Source organism: Sphingomonas arabinosi (assembly GCF_036663715.1).
Classification (GTDB): domain Bacteria; phylum Pseudomonadota; class Alphaproteobacteria; order Sphingomonadales; family Sphingomonadaceae; genus Sphingomonas.
On sequence record NZ_JAXOJN010000003.1, the window covers coordinates 254,692 to 276,042 of the forward strand.

The following is a 21,351-nucleotide window of genomic DNA, read 5'->3' on the forward strand; positions in this document are numbered from 1 at the left end:
CGAGATGGCTACGTCGCAAGAGGATCGTCGTTCGCTTCGCATGGCCATCGTCCGCGCGCTGCAGCTCGCCGATTCCCAGGACGATCATCTCGTCGCTGCCCTGTTGGCCCAGGCGCTCGACGCCGCAGAACACGCGCCGCCCGAATAACATCCATGACGCACGCGCCCATCGACATTTCATAGTGAACGCCTCCGCGCCGTGCCTGTCGAGACGCAAAACTCGCGCCGGTGGGTTGGCTGATCGCGCCAAGCCTGCGAAAGCAGTGCGATGAAATCCCACGGAACCCTGCTCGAGCCCGGTCGCACCTGCTGGCGGATCGAACCTGCCACGCAGGCCACCGTCATCGTCGATGCCGACGACTATTTCAAAGCCGCCCGCGCGGTGATGATGAAGGCAAAGAAGCAGATCCTGCTCGTCGGCTGGGATTTCGACGCGCGCATCCGCTTCGGTGGTGGTGACGCCGACGACGGCGGTCCCGAGCGCGTCGGCGAGTTCGTCAGCTGGCTCGCACGCCGCACGCCGGGGCTCAACATCCACATCCTCCGCTGGGATACCGGTGCGATCAAGACGCTGTTCCACGGCCAGACGTTGTTGCGCATCGCCAAGTGGATCAAGGATCCGCAGGTCCATCTTCGCCTCGACGGCCATCATCCCCCCGCCGGTTCGCATCACCAGAAAGTGGTCGTGATCGACGACGACGTCGCGTTCTGCGGCGGGATCGACATGACCGTCGACCGCTGGGACACGCGCGCGCATGCCGACGACGAACCGCGCCGGATCGAGCCCGATGGCTCGCCCTACGGTCCGTGGCACGACGCGACGACGATCCTGCAGGGCCCCGTCGCCCGCGCGCTCGGCGATATGTGCCGTGGTCGCTGGGAAGTATCCGGCGGCGGCGCTCTGGAGCCGGTGACCGACGGCGCCGACTGCTGGCCCGAGCATGTGACGGCCGAGTTCACCGACATCGAGGTCGGCATCGCGCTCACGATTCCCGAAATGGCCGAGCAGGAGCCCCGCCACGAGATCGAGGCGCTGTACGTCGACCTGATCGCGCGCACGAAACGCTTCTTCTACGCTGAAAGCCAGTATTTCGCCTCGCGCAAGGTCGCCGAAGCGATCGGCAAGCGGCTGCGCGAACCAGACGGTCCGGAGTTCGTGATCGTCCACCCCACCACCGCGGAGGGCTGGCTCGAACCGATCGCGATGGACTCGGCGCGCGCGCGCCTGGTCGAGGCGTTGCACGAACACGACCCGCATAACCGGCTGCGCCTCTACCACCCGTTCACCGCCGGCGGGCAGCCGATCTACGTCCACGCGAAGGTGACGGTGGTCGACGACGAAGTGCTCCGCGTCGGCTCGTCCAACTTCAACAACCGATCGCTGCGCCTCGACAGCGAATGCGACGTCGTCATCGACGCCGCCCGGGCTCGCAACGCGAACGAGCACGGCACGATCGCCAGCATCCGCAACAGCCTGCTCGCCGAGCATCTCGACACCGACGTCGCGACGATCGAGACGTCGATCGCGGAAACCGGCTCGCTGATCGAGACGATCGAGCGACTGCGCGGCGACGGCCGCTCGCTCCGCCCGTACGAGGTCCCCGAACTCGACTCGGTGCGCGAATGGCTCGCCGACAACAAGATCCTAGATCCCGAGGGTCCGGGCGAGATGTTCGAGGGGCTGTCGGGTCGCAAGCCGCTGCTCAAGAACCTGCGCCCGCACCTCCATCGCGCCGACGGCAGCATCTCCCCGGTCGTGGCCGCCGTCGCGGTCGGCGGCACCGCGGCCGGCATCGCGCTCATTGGCACGATGCTATGGGGCCTCCGCACCAGGAAATGACGGCGAACGCCAGCGCAGACTAAATTTGCGCCGCGTGATCCCGATCCACGATTTCGCCCGTTAAGCGCCTGCCCTGCAACGACAGGGCAGCGAAACCGGCGGGAGGTACGATGAAGGGCACGCATCCGTGGTCGCGCTGAGCGAGCGGCGAGCGGTCGTCGTCATCAGCGACTGGGTCGATGGCTGGCCTCCAGCAAACCCCGCGGCATCGACGCACCGTGATCAAGCGGCATGGCGCTCGCTCGATCCCGACAGCCAACCCTGGAGAGGAGCCGCCGCGCACTGCGAACCGGTCGCGGGGGGATATCTGGAACGACTGCCGCTCGCCCTCGTCGCGGCGGGCATCGTCGAACAGGCGGAGATCTGGCATCACTGGCGCGGCGATGCCGAACCGTCGTTCCACCGCGACAGCCCGGTGCTCGCGCGACGCGCGTTCCGCCTCGATCACGACCACGCACCGTTCGCCTCCACCGAGATGATCGACTTCGTGCGAACCTTCGGCGCGCCGCACATCCTCGTCGTGCTCGGCCTCGGTGTCGCGCCGGACCTGCTCGAAGCCTGCGCCGACAGTATCATCCTCTACAATTCGATCGACGCGCCCTCGCTCCGCGTGCCACCCGAGGTCAGCGCGCATTTCGACCTCGTCATCACCGGGGCGCAGTGGCAGTCGGACGAGGTCGAGGCCCGCCACCCCGGCATGCGAACCGCGATCATGCCGATCGGGCCCGAATTCGCCGCAACCGATCAATTCCGTCCGCTCGACACGGTCAAGGACGTCGACTTGATCTATGTCGCTGCCGCGCAACCCTATAAGCGCCACGACATCCTGTTCGACGCCCTCGCGAAGCTTCCCCGCGACGTGCGCGCTCTCTGCGTGTTCGGCTACGGCGAGGACGCCGACGCGCTCCGCCAACGCGCCCGCGACCAGGACCTGTCGATCGAATTCGTCGGGCCGCCGGGCGTGCCGATCGACGAGGTCAATCGACTGATGAACCGCGCCAGGTTCGGAGTCGTCTGCGGTGTCGACGACGGTGCGCCGGCGATCCTCACCGAATACATGCTCGCCGGGCTGCCCGTGCTCGCCAATGCCGATCTGCGCTGCGGACTGCAGTTCATTCTGCCCGAGACCGGCATGACCGCTTCGGCGAACGGGTTTGCCGATGCAATCCTTACAATGCGCGAAACCGCGGACGATTTCCGGCCCCGCCAGGCCGTTCTGGAACGTTGGACGTGGACGCATAGCGTGGCCCGATTGGCGCAGATTATCGAGCGAATACATGATGCAAAGCAATGACAAATACCTGACCGGCCGTGATGACTTGGCCGGAACATGGTTTTAGGTTCGAGCAACAACGCGGATGACCGCGGATTCGCGGATTGGAAGAGCGTGCACGGTATCGGACCCACCCCCAGCCTCTCGATGTCCGATGATGCACTTGCTCCGCCACTGATCTGTTTCTCGCATCTCCGTTGGGATTTCGTGACCCAGCGCCCGCAGCATCTGATGAAGCGGTTCGCGCGGAACCAGTCGGTGTTCGTCTGGGAAGAACACATCCCCTGCGACCACCCGCTGCCCTTCCTCGAACACCACCCCTTCCCCGCCGACAACGTGATCGCGCTACGCCCGCGCCTCCCGCATTGGTGGAACGCCGAGCAGGTCGAGACCGGGTTGCGGCAACTGCTCGACATGCTGGTCGCGACGAGCGTCCACGCCAAGCCCGTGCTCTGGTTCTACACGCCGATGATGCTCCCGTTCGCCGAGCATCTCGACGCCGCCGCGATCGTCTACGACTGCATGGACGAACTGTCCGCCTTCCGCTTCGCCGACCCCTCCTTGCTCGACCGCGAAGCCCGCTTGCTCGCGCGTGCCGACCTCGTCTTCACCGGCGGCTACAGCCTGTACGAAGCCAAGCGCGACCGCCACCGCGACGTCCACGCCTTCCCCTCGGCAGTCGACGTCGCGCATTTCGCACGGGCGCGTACCGGCAACATAGAACCCGAAGACCAGCGCCACATCCCCGGCCCCAAGCTCGGTTTCTTCGGCGTCATCGACGAGCGTATCGAGCTCGCATTGCTCGACGCGGTCGCCGCTGCACGTCCCGACTGGTCGTTCGTGATGATCGGCCCGGTCGTGAAGATCGACCCCGCGCACCTGCCCCGCCGCACCAACATCCACTGGCTCGGCGGCCGCGGTTACGACGAGCTCCCCGCCTATCTCTCCGGCTGGGAGGTCGCGCTGATGCCATTCGCGATCAACGCCGCGACGCGCTTCATCAGCCCGACCAAGACCCCCGAATATCTCGCCGGCGGCCTGCCGGTCGTCTCGACCCCGATCGTCGACGTGATCCGCCACTACGGCGACGCGACCGCCGTGGCGATCGCCTCCGATGCGCCGGCGTTCGTCGCCGCCTGCGAAGCAGCCCTCGCCCTCCCCCGCCAAGGCGCATGGCGCGACGAAGCCGACCGCCTGCTCGCCACACAATCCTGGGACCGGACCCAAACCGCCATGGCAACCGAGATCGACCGCGTACTCCACGCCAAGCGAACCTTCCGCCCCGCCCCGGAACGCGAACGCTACGACACCCTGATCGTCGGCGCAGGGTTCGCCGGCGCGGTCCTCGCCGAACGTCTCGCGAGCGACAGCGGCCAGCGCGTCCTCGTCGTCGACCGCCGCCCCCACATCGGCGGCAACGCGTATGACGAGCATGACGCGGCGGGCGTGCTGATCCACCGCTACGGCCCGCACATCTTCCACACCAATTCCGCCGACGTGTTCGACTATCTCTCGCGCTTCACCGAGTGGCGCCCGTACGAACACCGCGTCCTCGCCAGCGTCGACGAAAAGCTCGTGCCGATGCCGATCAACCGCACCACGCTCAACGAACTCTACGGCCTGTCGCTCGAGGACGACGCGGAAGCCGCCGCCTTCCTCGCCAGCCGCGCGGAATCGGTCGAGGACATCCGCACCTCCGAAGACGTCGTCGTCGCGGCAGTCGGCCGCGATCTCTACGAGACATTCTTCCGCGGCTACACGCGGAAGCAATGGGGCCTCGACCCATCCGAACTCGACCGCGCCGTCACCGCGCGCGTGCCGACCCGCACCTCGACCGACGACCGCTATTTCACCGATACATTCCAGGCGATGCCGGCGAACGGCTACACGCGGATGTTCGAGGCGATGCTCGATCATCCCGGCATCACGCTCGATCTCGGCGTGGAATACCGCGACGTGATCGACCGCGTCGACGTCGACCACATCGTCTTCACCGGCCCGATCGACGAATATTTCGACTTCCGTTTCGGCAAGCTGCCTTATCGCAGCCTCCAGTTCCGCCACGAGACGCACGACGTCGCCCAGTTCCAGCCGGTCGCCGTCGTCAACTATCCCGACGAGACCGTGCCGCAGACCCGCATCACCGAATACAAGCATCTGACCGGCCAGCTCCACGCGAAGACGAGCATCAGCTACGAATTCCCGAGCGCGGAGGGTGACCCCTATTACCCGATCCCCCGCCCCGAAAATCAGGCGCTGTTCAAACGCTACGAAGCGCTCGCCGATGCGGAGGAAGGCGTGACCTTCGTCGGCCGGCTCGCGACCTATCGCTACTACAATATGGACCAGGTCGTGGGACAAGCGCTCGCCACCTATCGCCGGATGGCCGCCAAGATGACCGCGCAATCGACCACATCGCAGGCCCCTATATTATCGGCAGCAGAATGACCCGTATCTGCCTGCTGACCGACAGCCTCGCCCCGTCGGGCGTCGGCGCACACATGATGATGCTCGCGGAAGGCCTTGCCGGCGACGAAATCGTCTTTGCAGGGCGTCCTGCCACCGGGTTGCTCGAACGCGCCGCCGCCAAGGGCTTTGCGGTCAAGATGCTCGACGACGACGCGGCGTTGACGCGCTGGATGCAGCGGTCGGCACCGGATATCGTCCATGTCCATGCCGGAATCGGTTGGGAGGGCCATGCCGCGGTCCGTGCAGCGCAGGCCGCCGGCGTGCCCGTCGTCCGCACCGAGCATCTTCCCTATCTGCTGACCGACGCGGCGCAGTGCGACGAGCACCGCGATACTGCAGCGGCGCTTGCTCGGCTGATCTGCGTTTCGGATGCGGTCGGCGACAGCTACCGCGCGGCCGGCGTCGATCCTGCGCTGGTCGAGACGATTCACAACGGCGTCGGCCCGCACCGGCCGTCACGGTCGCGAGGGGCGCTGCGCGGCGAATGGGGCGTCGGTGACGCGCCGGTATTGCTGATGGTCGCGCGCCTTGCCGAGCAAAAGGGTCACGCGCTCCTGCTCGACGCGCTGCCCGCAATCCGCGCCGCGCACCCGGACGTGATCGTACTGCTCGCCGGCGAAGGTCCCCTCCTCACGCAGACCGCGCGCGCCATCGCCGCCAAGGGCCTAGCCGGCACCGTCCGCATGCTCGGGACTCGCAGCGACGTCGCCGACCTGATGACGCTCGCCGACCTGCTCGTCCTTCCCTCCGCATTCGAGGGCCTGCCGCTGGTCGCGCTCGAAGCGATGGCCGCCGGGCTCCCCGTCGTCGCGACCGTCGCACCCGGCAATGCCGAAGCGATCGAGGACGGCGTCACCGGTCGCCTGACCGCCGCGGACCCGGCGAGTTTCGCCGACGCGATCGTCACGCTGCTAGCCGACCGCGATAGCCTCGAGGCAATGGCCAGCGCGTCGATCGAACGTCAGCAAGACCTATTCTCGGCCGATCGCATGATCGCCGATACGCGCGCGGTCTACGACGCCGTGCAAGACCAGACCAAACACACAAAGGGAGACGGCGTGGAGCGGACACGGATTGGGTTCATCGGCGCGGGCGGCATCGCCAATCGCCATTTCGGCGTGCTGGAGCAGTTCGACGACGTCGCGATCGTCGCGGTGGCCGACGTCGACATGGCCCGCGCGACCGAGGCCGCAGCCCGCTTCGGCGCGCGCGCGTTCGACGATGCCTCCGCGATGCTGGCCGCGGTAGACCTCGACGCGCTCTACATCTGCGTGCCGCCGTTCGCGCACGGCGAACCCGAACGCCTCGCGATCGACCACAAGTTGCCGTTCTTCGTCGAAAAGCCCGTCGCGCTCGATCTCGGCACCGCGGAGGACGTCGCGGCGTCGGTCGACCGGCTCGGCCTCGTCACCGCGGTCGGCTATCACTGGCGCTATCTCGACACCGTGGACGAGGTGAAGGCGCTGCTCTCCGCGACGCCGGCGCGCCTCCTGTCCGGCTATTGGCTCGATTCCACCCCGCCGCCGCGCTGGTGGTGGAAGAAGGACGCATCGGGCGGCCAGATGCTCGAACAGACGACGCACTTGGTCGATCTCGCGCGCTACCTCGTCGGCGACGTCGTCCGCGTCTACGGCCAGTCGGGCTATATCGACCGCGCCGCCTTCCCCGGCCTCGACGTCGCGACGACCAGCACCGCGATGCTCACCTTCGCGAGCGGCGCGATCGCCAACTTCGCCTCGACCTGCCTGCTCAACTGGAACCACCGCGTCGGCCTGCACCTGTTCGGCGAAGGTTTGGCGATCGAACTGACCGACCGAGACGTGATGATCGACATCGGCCGTGGTCGCCCGGTCCGCGGCACCGGCAGCGATCCGGTCGTGCTGGAGGATCGCGACTTTATCGACGCGGTCCGCGGGGCTGAGAACCGTATCCGCTGCCCATACCCCGCCGCCCTCGAAACACTCCGCCTCGCACTGGCGATCGAACGCTCCGCCGTCGAAGGCCGCGCGATCGACGTCCGCGAGCGCGAGGTGGCGCATGTCTGAGTGGCGCCACGTCCGCTCGCTCGGCGTCGAACGCCCCGGCCAGGCGTATTTCTTCGGCTATGACGAGGCACCCCCGGGTGACGGCCAGGTCCGGCTCGACCTGCTCTACACCGGCTTCTCCGCCGGGACCGAACTCACCTTCGTCAAGAACAGCAACCCGTATCTCCACTCGCGCTGGGACGCAGGGCGCGGCGTGTTCGTCCCCGGCGAACCGAGCGCGCAGTATCCGGTGCCGTTCCTCGGCTACATGGAATGCGCGCGCGTCAACGACAGCCGGGTCGACGATTTCGCCATCGGCGACGTCGTGGGCACGGTGTTCGGCCACAAGACCGGCCACACCGCGGACCCGTTCAACGACCTGCTGACCAAGCTCCCGCCCGAGCTCGACCCGATCCTCGGCATCTATATCGGCCAGATGGGTCCGATCGCCGCCAACGGCATTCTCCACGCAGATGCCGAACTGCTCGGCCCCAATGTCGTCAACCTCGGCGACGGCATCCGCGGCCGCCCCGCGCTGGTGATCGGCGCAGGCATCGTCGGCATGCTGACCGCCCTGTTCGCACAGGCCGCCGGCGCGAGCGAAGTCGTGATCGCCGACCCCTCCCCCTTCCGCCGCCTGCGTGCCGAATGCCTCGGTATCACCGCGATGACCGAGGACCAGGCGTGGTCGTATGCCAAGGCACGCTGGCTCCACGGCGGCGACGATCGCGGCGCCGACGTCGTGTTCCAGACCCGCGCCGACGCCGCCAGCCTCCACGCCGCGATGCGCGCGCTGAGACCACAAGGCACGGTGATCGACCTCGCCTTCTACCAAGGCGGCGCCGACCGGCTCCGGCTTGGCGAGGAATTCCACCACAACGGCCTCAACCTCCGCTGCGCTCAGATCAACCGCGTTCCCCGCGGCCTCGGCTTCCAATGGGACCGCCGCCGCCTCGCCAACGAAACGGTGAAGCTGCTGCTCGCCCGCGGCCCCGAGATCCGCGCGCAGCTCATCACGCACGTCGTGCCCTATGACGACGCCCCCAAGTTCATCGCAAAGCTGGTCGGCGAGCGGCCCGAATTCCTCCAGATCGTCTTCAAGGTCAGCGATTGAGCACCGCACTTACCGCCGACGCCCGACCGATCCGCATCCTGTTCGTCTTCGCCTGGCTCGTCGTCGGCGGCGAGGAGACGGAGGTGCGGCTGCTCGCCCAGGCGCTCGATCCGACACGCTACCGGATCGAGGTCGTCGCCTGTTTTCGCAAGCACGGCATGCCCGATCAGACCCACACGCAATTGGAAGCGATCGGCGTCCCCGTCGACCGCACGCCCTACGCGCTCGGCTTCGACGAAACCGTCGCCTACCTCGCGAGCAAGCTCCCCGCATACGACGTCGTCGTCTCCTGCCAGAACGTTGCGGACATCTATCCCGCGCTCGAACGCATGCACCTTCGCCCGCCGCTGATCGAGCATGGCGGGCTCGTCTCCGAAGCGCTCGCCGGCCCCAAGCATTTTACCGCGCGCTATGTCGGCGTCTGCGCGTCGATCCGCGACGCCGCCGCCGGCCGCATGCCCGGCCGCGAGCAGCACGCGATCGAGATCCCCTCGATGGTCGACACGCGCGCGTTCGATCCTGCGCGCCGTGACCCTGTGCGGGCAGCACTCGGGATCGCCGCCGACGTACCGCTGGTTGGCTGGCTCGGCCGCCTCGACCCGAAGAAGCGCGTCGAGGATTTCATCGAAGCCGCCGCGCTCGTCCACGCCAGCCACCCGCGCGCCCGCTTCGTCGTCATAGGCGGACCGGACGCGTTCATCCCCGAATACGCCGTCGCGCTCCGCAACCGCGCGCACGCTCTCGGCCTGGACGGCGCGCTGACCTTCCTCGGCGACCGCGGCGACGTGCCCGACCTGCTCGCCGCGCTCGACATATTCCTCTGGCTTTCGCGCGGTGAAGGCATGCCGCACGTCATCGCCGAAGCCGGTGCCGCACGCCTCCCGGTCATAGCAACGCGAGACAACGGCTCCGAACAACAGATCGTCGACGGCGTGAGCGGCCTGTTCGTCCCCCACGAAGACCCGCCTTCAGTTGCCGCCGCGATCGGCAAACTGCTCCAAGACCCGACACTTCGAACCCGCCTCGGCACCGCCCTCCGCGCCAAGGTCGACTCCGACTACGCAGTCGCCGCCGTCGTCCCCCGCTGGGAAAGCCTTTTCGCCGAAGTCCTGTCCGACCGGCCGACCCTGCCCCGCCCGACCGGCCTCTTCCAAAGCGTCCTGCAAGGCGGCTTCGAATCCTCCACCCACCGCCGCGCGCACGACCGCAAGCGAGTCGACGTGATAGCCGCAAGCCATCACGACACCCTAGCCGCGCATGACTACAATGAACTCGCCAAGCTCGGCATCCTCACCGTCCGCGACGGCCTGCGCTGGCATCTGATTGAAAGCGAACCCGGCCGCTACGACTGGTCCAGCCTCGACCGCCAGCTAGACGCCGCCAAGGCGACCGGCACCGAAGTCATCTGGGACCTGCTCCACTACGGCTGGCCCGACGACATCGACATCTGGACGCCCGCCTTCGTCACCCGCTTCGCTGCCTTCGCCGCCGCCGCCGCCCGCCACATCGGCCCGGCCGCACTCGGCGAGACCCGCTTCTACGCCCCGGTCAACGAGATCTCGTTCTTCGCCTGGGGTGGCGGCGACGCAGCCTATCTCAACCCGTTCGCCCGAGGCCGCGGCTACGAACTCAAGGTCCAACTCGCCCGCGCATCGATCGCCGCGATGGAGGCTATCCTTGCGGTCGACCCCGCCGCAAGGTTCGTCCACGCCGACCCGGTCATCAACGTCATCACCGACCCTGCCCGCCCCAGCGACGCCCCCGCCGCCGAAGGCCACCGCCTCGCGCAGTACCAGGCCTGGGACATGATCGCCGGAAAAGCCTGGCCGCAGATCGGCGGCCGACCGGCGTTGCTCGATATCGTCGGCGTCAATTTCTACCACAACAACCAATGGATCCACGGCGGCCCACCGTTGTCGTACGACCACCCCCTCAGCCGCCCGCTCCACGCGATCCTCGCCGACGCCTACGCCCGCTACGGCCGCCCGATCTTCATCGCCGAAACCGGCATCGAGGGCAGCGCCCGGCCAGCGTGGCTCCGCATGATCCTGCGCGAGGTGAAGATCGCCCAGTCGCTCGGCGTCCCGGTCGAAGGCGTATGTCTCTACCCGATCCTCGATCACCCCGGCTGGGACGACGATCGCTACTGCCCCAACGGCCTCCTCGCCTGCTCGCCGGACACCGCCGACCGCGTACCGAACGCCGCGCTCGCCGACGTCATCCGGCGGGCGCAAGCGGCCGATATCCTGCGTTAACTCGGGCTTCGATACTGATCTAAGTCGATACGATCCCGAGGACATTTCCGCCGCCACGTCGCGTTGACGGTCGCCACAAAGGCAAGCGGAGAGAGATCACATGGCCGTTAAATTTGCAGGAACGATGAACGCGATCAATCGCGGACTCGACGCGACCAAGCCCACCAAGGGCGCCGACATGGTCGAGGATTGGGAAGCCGCTCTGGCCGATACCGAAGTCTCCGGCGCCAAGGGCATCCTTCGCGACCTCGGTTCGCTGCGCAAGCAGCTCGAGCGTGACGAACCCGACGCCGACCGTGTCCACGCGCTGCTCCACCGCCTCGGCACCGCGACGACCAAGATCGCCGACAAGGCGGACAAGTCGCAGGACAAACTGAAGGCACTCGGCGAAGCACTGACCGAAGCGGGTGAAGATGCACCCGACGAGGAAGAGGACGTCGCCGCCGCCGCCGCTCCCAAGCGCGCCCGCAAGAAGGCCTGAACAAAAAACGGGCCGGCGATCACATGATCGCCGGCCCGTTTTCTTACCAAGTCACGAAAAGCTCAGGCGGTAACCGCCTCCGCCTTCGCGTTGATCTTCGACGTCGCCATCGCGGTCAGCTTGTCGTCGGTCGCATATTCCTCGTCGAGCGTTTCCTTCAGGATCGCCGCGATCTCGCTGCGACCAAGCTGGTTCGCCCACGCGATCAGCGTGCCGTAACGCGTGATCTCGTAGTGCTCGACCGCCTGCGCCGAAGCGATCAGCGCCGCGTCGAGCACCGCCTTGTCGGCGATCTCGCCCGCGACTTCGTTCGCTTCCTTGATGATGCCGTCGATCGCCGGGCAGGTCACCGCCTTGGCCTTCTCGCCCAAAATTTCGAAGATCCGCTCCAGGCGAACGATCTGGCCTTCGGTCTCGCGCAGATGCGTTTCGAAACCCTTTTTGAGACCCGGCGCAGTCGCCTTTTCGGTCATCTTCGGCAGCGCCTTGGTGATCTGATGTTCGGCGTAATACACGTCCTGCAACTGGTGCAGGAACAGGTCTTCGAACGTCGCGATGTCCTTGGAAAACAGGCCCATGATCATATCCTCGCAGAGCTGGTGCACGCGAAGCGAAATGCTCCGGTGGTGGGGAAACGCCCTTACCGCGGGGTAAGTTTCGTCTCTTCAGCCACCGGATTTTCTCGGGATCAGCCCTTCAGCTTGGCCGCCGTCTCGGCGATCCGCTTGCCCTGATAGCGCGCGCCATCGAGCTCTTCCTTGCTCGGCTGGCGGCTGCCGTCACCGTCCGAGATCGTCGTCGCGCCGTAAGGCGATCCGCCCTTGACCACGTCGACGCCCATCTGCGCCTGGAAGCCGTAATCGAGCCCGACGATCGTCAGGCCGTGATGCAGCAGGTTGGTGATGATCGAGAACAACGTCGTTTCCTGGCCGCCATGCTGGCTCGCGGTCGAGGTGAACGCACCACCGACCTTGCCGATCAGCGCGCCCGAGAACCACTGGCCGCCGGTCGTGTCCCAGAACTGCGCCATCTGCGCGGGCATGCGGCCGAACCGGGTCGGCGCACCGACGATGATCGCGTCATACTGCTCCAGCGCGGCGGGGCCTTCGATCTCGGCATGTGCGGTGTCGGTCTTGAAATGCGCGGCCTCGATCACCGACTGCGGCGCGGTCTCGGCGACGCGGCGGATGTCGACCTCGGCACCACCGGCGCGTGCGCCCTCGGCGACGGCATCCGCCATCTGCTCGATATGGCTGTAGGACGAGTAATAGAGCACGAGAACCTTGGTCATGGTGTTTCCTTATTGGCTCCCCCTCCCGCAAGCGGGAGGGGGCTGGGGGGTGGGCACCCGGCTTCGGCAAGCGAGCCGGATCGAAGTGCGTATCTACAACGATGGTCACGGTAGAGGTGAGCGCGAGCCCACCCCCTGCCCCCTCCCGCAAGCGGGAAGGGGAAAGCGCTTACTCCGAGTCCACCAGAACGATCTCGGCGTCCTCTTGAGCCGTGATCGTCACCGTCTGGCCGCCCAGCAGCGCCGCTCCGTCGCGCGCACCAAAGGCTTCGTCGCCGATCGTGATCGCGCCGGTCGCCGGCACTAGGTACACGTGACGCCCCTCGCCGACCGCATAGTCGACGCTGTTGCCGGCCTTCAGGGTCGCCGCCAACACCCGCGCATTCGCCCGGATCGGCAAGGCATCGCCGTCACCCTCGAACCCACTGGCCAAGGTCACGAACTGGCCCGACCGCTCGCCCTTCGGAAACGGCTTGGCACCCCAACTCGGCGCGCCGCCTTTACGCGAAGGCTCGATCCAGATCTGGAAGATCGTCGTCGTCTCGGGCTCCAAATTATACTCGGCATGCCGCACGCCGGTTCCCGCGCTCATCACCTGGACATCGCCCGCCTCGGTGCGGCCCTTGTTGCCGAGCGAATCCTGGTGCGTGATCGCGCCGCTGCGGACATAGGTGATGATCTCCATGTCCTGATGCGGATGCGGCGGGAACCCGGAGTTCGCGGCGATCTGGTCGTCGTTCCAAACCCGGATCGCACCCCAGCCCATCCGGGCCGGATCGTAATAGCTCGCAAACGAGAAATGATGCCGCGCGTTCAGCCAGCCATGATCGGCATGGCCAAGGCTATCGAAGCTGCGGCGTTCAACTTTGGAAAGGGCAACTTTGGAAAGGGTCGTGGTCGTCATGATAGGTCTCCACTGGTTGATCCCAAGATAAGCGCTGCGATCACACCGTAAATAGAAACGCTGGAAACCGATCGTTTCGGTCGGTAATGTTCCTACTCTTGCCCCCCTCCCTGGAAGGGAGGGGTTGGGGGTGGGTCGGCCGCTTGGCGGGCGCAACATTCCCTCGATGGCAACCCACCCCCAGCCCCTCCCTTCCAGGGAGGGGAGTTAAAGCGCGAAAGACCTCCCCATGCGCCTGCCCGATCTCGAAGCCTGGGCGATATTCGCCAGCGTCGTCGAGCACCGCTCGTTCAGCGCAGCCGCCGACGCGGTAGGGCTCAGCAAGGCGACCGTCTCGAAGGCGATCACTCGCCTCGAAGCGCATCTCGGCCAGTCGCTCTTCCACCGCACCTCGCGCCGCCTCGCGCTCACCGAAGCCGGCAAGCCCCTCGCCGAACACGCCGCACGCATCCTCGCCGAAGCCCGCGCCGCCGAAGAATCCGCGCACGACGCCGCCAGCGCGCATACCGGCCGCGTCCGCCTCGCCGCACCCATGAGCTTCGGCGTCACCAACGTCGCCCCGATCCTCGCCGAATTCCTCGTCGCGCACCCGGGGATCGAGGTCGACTTCCACCTCTCCGACGCCCGCGTCGACATCGTCGCGGAAGGCTTCGACGTCGCGTTGCGGATCGCCGAGCTGCCCGACAGTTCGCTCCGCGCCCGCCGCCTGTGCAGCATCCAGGCGCACACCGTCGCCGCCCCCAGCTACCTCGCGAAGCACGGCACCCCGACGCACCCGGCACAGCTCGGCGAACACCAGCTGGTCGGCTATTCGAACGTCGTCGGCCCGTGGCGCTTCCACGGCCCCGGCGGCGCCGACGTCTCGGTGCGCCTGCAAGGCCAGCTCACCGCCAACAGCGGCGAGGCGATCGTCCCCGCGCTGATCGCCGGCCTCGGCATCGCCCGCCTGCCCGACTTCATCATCGACCGCCATCTCGCCTCGGGCGCACTCGTCACGATCCTCGAAGACTGGGCGCCCGCCAAGATCGGCCTCCACCTTCTCACTCCCCCGAGCCCGCTCCGTCCGGCGCGCGTCGAGGCGTTGATCGACTTCCTCGCGGCACGGCTCCGCGATCCGAACGCGGGGCAACCGTAAAGCGGCGACCTTGCGTAAAACCGGGCCGGATGCCATGTAACGTGCTGGATAGACGCTCGAGTTTGCAACCCAGCGCAATCCCAACGACACCCGATACCGGGATGAGGACTTTGAGCAGCGGCCGCGCTCAGTCGGTAGTACGTGTATCGATTCCGTGATTTCCGCGTGGCTGACCCGATAATCCGGTCATGGATTTTCGTCGTCTTCGGCCTGTGTCGGGACAGCGGACCATGCCGAAACGAAAAGGCATGACCATGCGGCCAGACGCTAACGACACGATTTCTCCAGCACCCCAGACCGGCGTGACCCGGCGCAACCTGCTCGGCTCGGCGATCGTCGCCGGCGGTGCGGCGGCGTTGCCGATTGCGCACGCCGACGCCGCGACCACCGAACGGACGGTCGACGTCCTGCTGATCGGCGGCGGCATCATGAGCGCGACGCTCGCCGTCCTGCTCCGCGAACTCGAGCCGACCTGGACGATCGAAATGGTCGAACGCCTCGACAAAGTTGCCAATGAAAGCTCCAACGGCTGGAACAACGCCGGTACCGGCCACTCCGCGCTGTGCGAACTCAACTACACGCCGGTCAACACGGCCGACGGCAAGGTCGAGATCGCCAAGGCGGTCGAGATCAACGAGCAGTTCCAGGTCACGCGCCAGTTCCTCAGCCATCAGGTCGACACCGGCATCCTCGCCAACCCGCGCTCGTTCATCAATTCGACGCCGCACATGAATCTCGTCTGGGGCGATGCCAACGTCGCCTTCCTGCAAAAGCGCCACGCCGCGCTTCAGGCCAGCCCGCTGTTCTCCGGCATGGAATACACCACCGACCCGAAGCAGATTTCGCAGTGGGTGCCGGTGATGATGGAGGGCCGCGCGCCCGGCACGAAGCTCGCCGCGACGCGCTCGCCGCTCGGCACCGATTGCGACTGGGGCGAAGTCACGCGCCAGTACATCGCGTCGCTCAACAAGCAGGACAATTTCACGCTGACCACCGGCCACGAAGTCCGTTCGCTCGAACGCGAGACGATCGGCGGCAAGAAGGCCCGCTGGCGCGTCACCGCGCGCGACATGAAGACCGACGAGAAGCAGATCATCAAGGCGCGCTTCGTATTTGCAGGCGCCGGCGGCGGCGCGCTGCCGATCCTGCAGAAGTCCGGCATTCCCGAAGCCGACGATTATGCCGGCTTCCCGGTCGGTGGCTCGTTCCTCGTCGCAGACAAGCCCGAAATCACGCACCGCCACCTCGCCAAGGTCTACGGCAAGGCTGCGGTCGGCTCGCCGCCGATGTCCGTACCGCATCTCGACACGCGCTTCCTCGACGGCAAGCAGGCGCTACTGTTCGGCCCGTTCGCGACCTTCTCGACCAAGTTCCTGAAGGAAGGCTCGTATTTCGATCTTCCGGCCTCCGTCACGCTCGACAATTTCCGGCCGATGCTGGCGGTCGGCTGGGACGATTTCGACCTCGTCGAATATCTCGCCGGTCAGCTCATCATGTCGGACAGCGACCGGATGGACGCCCTGCGCGAATATTTCCCCGGCGCGAAGGACGGCGACTGGCGCCTGTGGCAGGCGGGCCAGCGCGTCCAGATCATCAAGCGCGATCCTGAAAAGGGCGGCGTGCTGCGGCTCGGCACCGAGATCGTCGCGTCGAAGGACGGCTCGATCGCCGCACTGCTCGGCGCCTCGCCGGGTGCCTCGACCGCGCCGTCTATCATGCTCAACCTGCTGAAGAAGGTGTTTCCGAACCACCTCGCGACCGCCGGCTGGCAGGCCAAGATCCGCGAGATCGTGCCGACCTACGGCGTGATGCTTAACGAAACCCCGGACGTCCTTGCCGAACATTGGGCATCGACCGCCGACACGCTGCAACTCGCAATCCCCTCGCCAACGGTAAGCGTCGCAACCACACGGCGCCCCGCGGCAATGCGCGTAAAGCCAGACCGCAGCCCCGACCTCGCGCTGTAAAGAGTGCAAGCCGGCCGCCTCCCCCTCCCCTCTCCCATCGGGGAGAGGGAGAGACGCCAAAGGCGGCGAAGGGTGAGGGCACAAGCACCGCGTACGTTGGCTGACGCCCCCCACCGTCATCCTGACGAAAGTCAGGACCCAGAGTCCCAGCCACGCCCCCACACCCCCCATCCGAACTTTCCCAAACCCCGACGGCAACTTAAGCCACGTCGACCAACACCCAGGAACATTCCTGTCCTACATCACGACCATCTGCCACGATCGACCAATGAGCAATCCAACCGGCCACCCCCCGCAACGCCAACCGAGCCACAAAACGCCCGCATCCAGCGATCGAACGCGACCTGCGAAAACTCTCCCAGCGTCTATACTTCCTATACTTCACTCGGTTTTGCCTCGTACGGCACCCCTCACGCGGCCCGCACCAGCATGAACCGCCTGGCCCCCGAAGCAGACGATTCGCGCTCCATTTGCCGGGATCGCAGTCAGTCCGCAGCGTGCATCTGCGCGCACTGCCTGGCGAGGACATCGCAAAGACTATCGACCTGACGATGCTCGGGCCCGACCTGACGCCCAGACCTCTGGCCGATTATTTGTAAGGAATTCAGTTGCTCGGCGGCGATCCGTGCTTTCCGGCTCGTCAACCTTAGTCCCAAATTAACCTTTTGCCTTCAGATGTTGTGTGGTTAATGAATAGAAGTCGAGCGGCTGGCATGGGGTGTCGGGCGGTTTCGCTAAGAGGGGACGACGCATGCGCGTGCTGCTGATCGAGGACGAGCCGACCACGGCCAAGGCTATCGAGCTGATGCTGACGACCGAAGGGTTCAACGTCTACATCACCGATCTCGGGGAAGAGGGCCTCGATCTCGGCAAGCTGTATGATTACGACATCATCCTGCTCGACCTGAACTTGCCGGACATGCACGGCTACGACGTGCTCAAGCGCCTGCGCGTCGCCCGCGTCGCGACCCCGGTGCTGATCCTGTCGGGCGTCAACGAAATGGACTCGAAGGTGCGGAGCTTCGGTTTCGGTGCCGACGACTATGTCACCAAGCCGTTCCATCGCGAGGAACTGATCGCGCGCATCCACGCCGTCGTCCGCCGCTCGAAGGGTCACAGCCAGTCGGTCATCCGCACCGGCAAGCTCGCGGTCAATCTCGACGCGAAGACGGTCGAAGTCGGCGGCAGCCGCGTCCACCTGACCGGCAAGGAATATGCGATGCTGGAGCTGCTCTCGCTCCGCAAGGGCACGACCTTGACCAAGGAAATGTTCCTCAACCACCTCTACGGCGGGATGGACGAGCCCGAGCTGAAGATCATCGACGTGTTCATCTGCAAGCTGCGGAAAAAGCTCAGCCTCGCCTGCGATGGCGAGAATTACATCGAGACCGTCTGGGGTCGCGGCTACGTACTGCGCGAACCCGACGAAGCGCTCGAATCCCAAGTCGCGTAACGCCCAGTTTCCGGGAGCACGAAGTTTTACAGGATGCCCGCTCCGTCGCCGTCATCCTGACGAAAGTCAGGACCCAGGGTATAGAAGGGCGCCCTTGATTGCTCTGGATCCTGACTTTCGTCAGGATGACGGTCTATTTTTCGGAGGCAGCGCCCGCCCAAGTCTTTCGCCGCCACCGCCGGAACAACCCACGCTTGCTCAGCGACTCGAACATCTCACCCGGCCCCTCAGAATCGGGCATCTCGTAACACCACAGCGTCTTGCTTACGCCAACCCGCCTCTGCCGCAACCGCTCGATAGTCTCGATCAACGCCCCCGTCTCGGATCGCCGCAATAACCTCCGAAGTCGCAGCGTCTTTGGCCCGGACCGCCAGATCACACTCGGTATCGAGCCGCAACGACCGGTTGTTGACGTTCGAAGATCCCAACCGAAACACGTCGTCGTCGTCGGCGGCGATAAGGATCTTGGCGTGGCAATAGATCGGCGCGCCCTCCTTCGTGTACGGATGATACATCCGCAACCGCCGGTGCGTGTCGCGCCGATGCAGCGCCTCCATCAACGCCAGTGCATCGTCGATGATGACGATCTTCTGGTGATGCGACGCTGCGGTCGGATGATGCCCGTCGAGCTTGGTATGAATCCGCTTGTGTCGCATCCACTTGATCATCGTGAACAGCGTCGACCCGCGGAACAATCGACTTGATCGCACCGATATCCCAGCGCAGCACAAAAAACTCGAGTTCGGGTGCGCGCTCGACCAGCCAATGCAGGAGCGCCCCAAGAGTCTTGGGTCACCCGGCCGGTCGACGCCCGGCTCTATCGAAATGCGCGCATCGAAGTCTCAGCCGATCAGCAGAATGGGCCGCCTGGCGCCGAGCACCGCAACGTGCGCCGTCCGGAAATAGTCCGCCGCATTAATGATCACCGCCATCTGCTCGGCGCGTTCGATCCGCCAGAACTCCTTCCGAACCCGCGTCGGCATCCCTTCGTCCGCTGCCGGATGATATGCGCCGCGCGCCATTTGGTTTCGTGAACGCCCTGTATAGCCGCGCGCCCCGGCCCCATCTGGAGGGACGATGGCCGTTCCTCCTACCCAGCCGCCGGCACGGCGCAAGGTGATCCTGTCGACATGGATGCCTTCTACGCTTCTCTCCGATTGGCACCGTCAAAAGGCCAGTTTTCTGCGGCCTTCGCATAGCTCTGAATTGGACGAGCCCGCCAAGCAATCATCAGGCAATCGCTGTGGATCACGGATGAAGAGGGTTTGGGTGCCCAATATCTGAATCGCTTTTGCCACTGATCGCCAACGTCGAAACCGTGCAGCGATAAGGCCAGGCGTTGGATCGCTCGCGGTGCACTGGCCGAGATTATTCATGATTTTGCATTAATCGATGTAGGGACTGCAGGGCCTCACGCAGAGCTGGCACCCCACGAGCGTATCCCACGAGGTCGGCGATCATTTCGGCATCGCAAGGCTCACGCCTCGCAAGGCCCAGATGCCGTTCTAGGGTCCGCATATGCCTTGAGACGTTGCGTATCCTTCCATTCCTCAAGCGCCAGACGGTAGGCTGAGATACGCCAATCAGTTCGCCCACCTCGCGATCGTTCATGCCGGTCCGAGTCAGCAGGTCGTCGATTCTAGCCTGATCAGCCGGGGAAGCGATGATTGCGTATCTATTCAGGTTCATGCATAAATACTATGAACGAACCGGAAGGGCAGATCAATGCAGTTGGCATGGGCGGGAACCCGATCGCGCTGAACAGCGGAGGAGCGCTGCCCGGCGACAAGGCCGTGGGTGGCGAAAGCGCGCGCGACGTCCTGGTAACGCAATGCGAGGCGGCAATAAGAAGCTATCTTGCCAAGGAGCCAGCGAAATGGACCAAGGAAATCCTTAGGAATCAGGCCGAGAAATCGACCGGTCGACGGTTCTCCAATGGGGTCCTCGAAGAAGCGAGGAGGCGACTGATCGCCACCTCGTCGGATCCGAACAGATTGCGGACGATCCAAGAAGCGGTCTTGAGGCCGATGCCGTCGATCTTTTGAAGGGCATCGCGCATGGCTTGCGGATCGAGTTCGTCAAGCCGGATGTCGCGAAGCTGCTCGCGCATGCCCGACAGGCGTTGCGCCCGCTGATTGGGAAAGCGATACCGGACGAGTCTGTCGCCGATGTCCAGCGGTTCCTTCAGCAAGGCCAGGATCAGGTCCTGCGTGATCGCCGAATCCAGATCGAAGACGCGATGGGCCTTCAACCTTATGTATGCCGCCTCGTTGACCTCGTATTTGATGCCATAGCCGCCAAGAAGGGAGAAACCGGTCTCCTCGGCGACTGATGCGTCGGGCGATACGTAGTCCGGGTTGGCGTCGTCCCATCGGCAGCGCACCGCCCAATAAGCCGGCGTATTGGAGATTTCAGGAATGCCCCAGGCAACACCCGGAACGATTTCCTCGCGGGAGTCCGGGATGCTGCCGGCGCGTGCCGATGCTCCTCTTCTCGCGTGCATACCGGCTCACCGCATCCGCCAGCGTCAGCTATAACAAGTTCATCGCCAAACTCGCATCGGACCATAACAAGCCCGACGGCATCTGCATCATTACGCCCAGGCGCGGTGCGGCGTTTGTCCAGTCGCTGCCGGTCAAACGTTTTCACGGAGTCGGGTCGGTGACTACGCAGAAGATGGAGCGGCTCGGCATTCTTACGGGCGCAGACCTTTACGGCCAGCCCCTCGCGTTCCTGCAGGCGCACTTCGGTAGCTATGCAGACTATCTCTACGGCGCAGCACGCGGCATCGATCACCGCCCCGTGCGCGTCAACCGCGCCGCCGAGTCGGTCGGCGCGGAACGGACGTTCGAGACGAACCTGACGACTGCGGAAGATCTTCGCGCGGCGCTGCACCGGGTGGCGGATGCGGCATGGGTGCGGATCGAGCGGCACGGCACCCGCGCCCGCACGATCACGCGCGCACGATGGTCTCAGGCGCCGGTGACCGACAAGGCTGCATTTCTCGCGGCCGGCCTCGACCTCCTTATGGCGCAACTGCCCGTACCAGATGGCGTGCGCCTGCTCGGGCTAACGTTGTCGGGCATTATGGCCGAGGCGGACGAGGTTCAGCCAAGCCTGTTGTAGTTTGCCAGAACCCTGTCGG

15 protein-coding genes and 1 pseudogene are annotated in these 21,351 nt (G+C 65.5%); 11 read left to right on the forward strand and 5 right to left on the reverse strand.

Annotated features, from left to right (window positions below):
• Positions 1-268: 268 nt before the first annotated feature.
• From U1708_RS06800 to U1708_RS06830, 7 genes are all read left to right on the forward strand, one after another.
• Positions 269-1,840: a phospholipase D-like domain-containing protein gene (locus U1708_RS06800; RefSeq protein WP_332744021.1), complete on the forward strand. Its 1,572-nt coding sequence runs from the start codon at positions 269-271 to the stop codon at positions 1,838-1,840.
• A gap of 127 nt (positions 1,841-1,967) precedes the next feature.
• Positions 1,968-3,134 (forward strand): glycosyltransferase family 4 protein, encoded by a 1,167-nt coding sequence (locus U1708_RS06805; protein ID WP_332744022.1) that lies wholly within the window; start codon positions 1,968-1,970, stop codon positions 3,132-3,134.
• Between the two features lie 210 nt (positions 3,135-3,344).
• On the forward strand, positions 3,345-5,561 hold the full coding sequence (glf, locus tag U1708_RS06810; protein ID WP_443030006.1) for a UDP-galactopyranose mutase: 2,217 nt from the start codon (positions 3,345-3,347) through the stop codon (positions 5,559-5,561).
• The gene (locus U1708_RS06815; protein ID WP_332744024.1) at positions 5,558-7,627 is read left to right on the forward strand and encodes a glycosyltransferase; all 2,070 of its coding nucleotides are present in this window, start codon (positions 5,558-5,560) and stop codon (positions 7,625-7,627) included. Before glf ends, U1708_RS06815 begins: the two co-directional genes overlap by 4 nt.
• A complete protein-coding gene (locus tag U1708_RS06820; protein WP_332744026.1) occupies positions 7,620-8,720 on the forward strand; it encodes a zinc-dependent alcohol dehydrogenase in 1,101 nt (366 codons plus the stop codon). Before U1708_RS06815 ends, U1708_RS06820 begins: the two co-directional genes overlap by 8 nt.
• Positions 8,717-10,975 carry a glycosyltransferase family 4 protein gene (locus tag U1708_RS06825; protein ID WP_332744027.1) on the forward strand — a complete coding sequence of 753 codons (2,259 nt, stop codon included), beginning with the start codon at positions 8,717-8,719 and terminating at the stop codon, positions 10,973-10,975. The genes U1708_RS06820 and U1708_RS06825 overlap by 4 nt, the downstream gene beginning before the upstream one ends.
• Before the next feature lie 124 nt (positions 10,976-11,099).
• Positions 11,100-11,456: a hypothetical protein gene (locus U1708_RS06830; protein WP_332744028.1), complete on the forward strand. Its 357-nt coding sequence runs from the start codon at positions 11,100-11,102 to the stop codon at positions 11,454-11,456.
• 62 nt (positions 11,457-11,518) lie between these two features.
• On the opposite strand, the gene U1708_RS06835 is transcribed toward U1708_RS06830, so the two are convergent.
• The 3 genes from U1708_RS06835 to U1708_RS06845 all read right to left on the reverse strand — a co-directional run bounded on the left by U1708_RS06835 (position 11,519) and on the right by U1708_RS06845 (position 13,651).
• Positions 11,519-12,034, reverse strand: coding sequence for a YciE/YciF ferroxidase family protein (locus U1708_RS06835; protein ID WP_332744029.1), 516 nt, complete (start codon positions 12,032-12,034; stop codon positions 11,519-11,521).
• Between the two features lie 110 nt (positions 12,035-12,144).
• Complete coding sequence (wrbA, locus tag U1708_RS06840) at positions 12,145-12,747, reverse strand: NAD(P)H:quinone oxidoreductase (RefSeq protein WP_332744031.1); 603 nt, start codon at positions 12,745-12,747, stop codon at positions 12,145-12,147.
• A gap of 169 nt (positions 12,748-12,916) precedes the next feature.
• Positions 12,917-13,651, reverse strand: a complete 735-nt coding sequence (locus U1708_RS06845) for a pirin family protein (RefSeq protein WP_332744033.1) — start codon at positions 13,649-13,651, stop codon at positions 12,917-12,919.
• A gap of 229 nt (positions 13,652-13,880) precedes the next feature.
• On the opposite strand from U1708_RS06845, the gene U1708_RS06850 reads away from it, so the two are divergent.
• From U1708_RS06850 to ctrA, 3 genes are all read left to right on the forward strand, one after another.
• A complete protein-coding gene (locus tag U1708_RS06850) occupies positions 13,881-14,786 on the forward strand; it encodes a LysR family transcriptional regulator (protein WP_332744035.1) in 906 nt (301 codons plus the stop codon).
• A gap of 248 nt (positions 14,787-15,034) precedes the next feature.
• Positions 15,035-16,753 carry a malate dehydrogenase (quinone) gene (mqo, locus tag U1708_RS06855; RefSeq protein WP_332744037.1) on the forward strand — a complete coding sequence of 573 codons (1,719 nt, stop codon included), beginning with the start codon at positions 15,035-15,037 and terminating at the stop codon, positions 16,751-16,753.
• 751 nt (positions 16,754-17,504) lie between these two features.
• A complete protein-coding gene (gene ctrA / locus U1708_RS06860) occupies positions 17,505-18,206 on the forward strand; it encodes a response regulator transcription factor CtrA (protein ID WP_307086637.1) in 702 nt (233 codons plus the stop codon).
• A 133-nt stretch (positions 18,207-18,339) separates the two neighbouring features.
• Here the strand turns inward: ctrA and U1708_RS20695 are convergent.
• A pseudogene (locus tag U1708_RS20695) lies at positions 18,340-19,189 on the reverse strand (hypothetical protein).
• A gap of 917 nt (positions 19,190-20,106) precedes the next feature.
• Complete coding sequence (locus U1708_RS06875) at positions 20,107-20,589, reverse strand: 8-oxoguanine DNA glycosylase (RefSeq protein ID WP_332744045.1); 483 nt, start codon at positions 20,587-20,589, stop codon at positions 20,107-20,109.
• Between the two features lie 98 nt (positions 20,590-20,687).
• Here U1708_RS06875 and U1708_RS06880 point away from each other — a divergent pair, with 98 nt between their 5' ends.
• Positions 20,688-21,332, forward strand: coding sequence for a DinB/UmuC family translesion DNA polymerase (locus U1708_RS06880; RefSeq protein WP_332744549.1), 645 nt, complete (start codon positions 20,688-20,690; stop codon positions 21,330-21,332).
• Positions 21,333-21,351 lie beyond the last annotated feature (19 nt).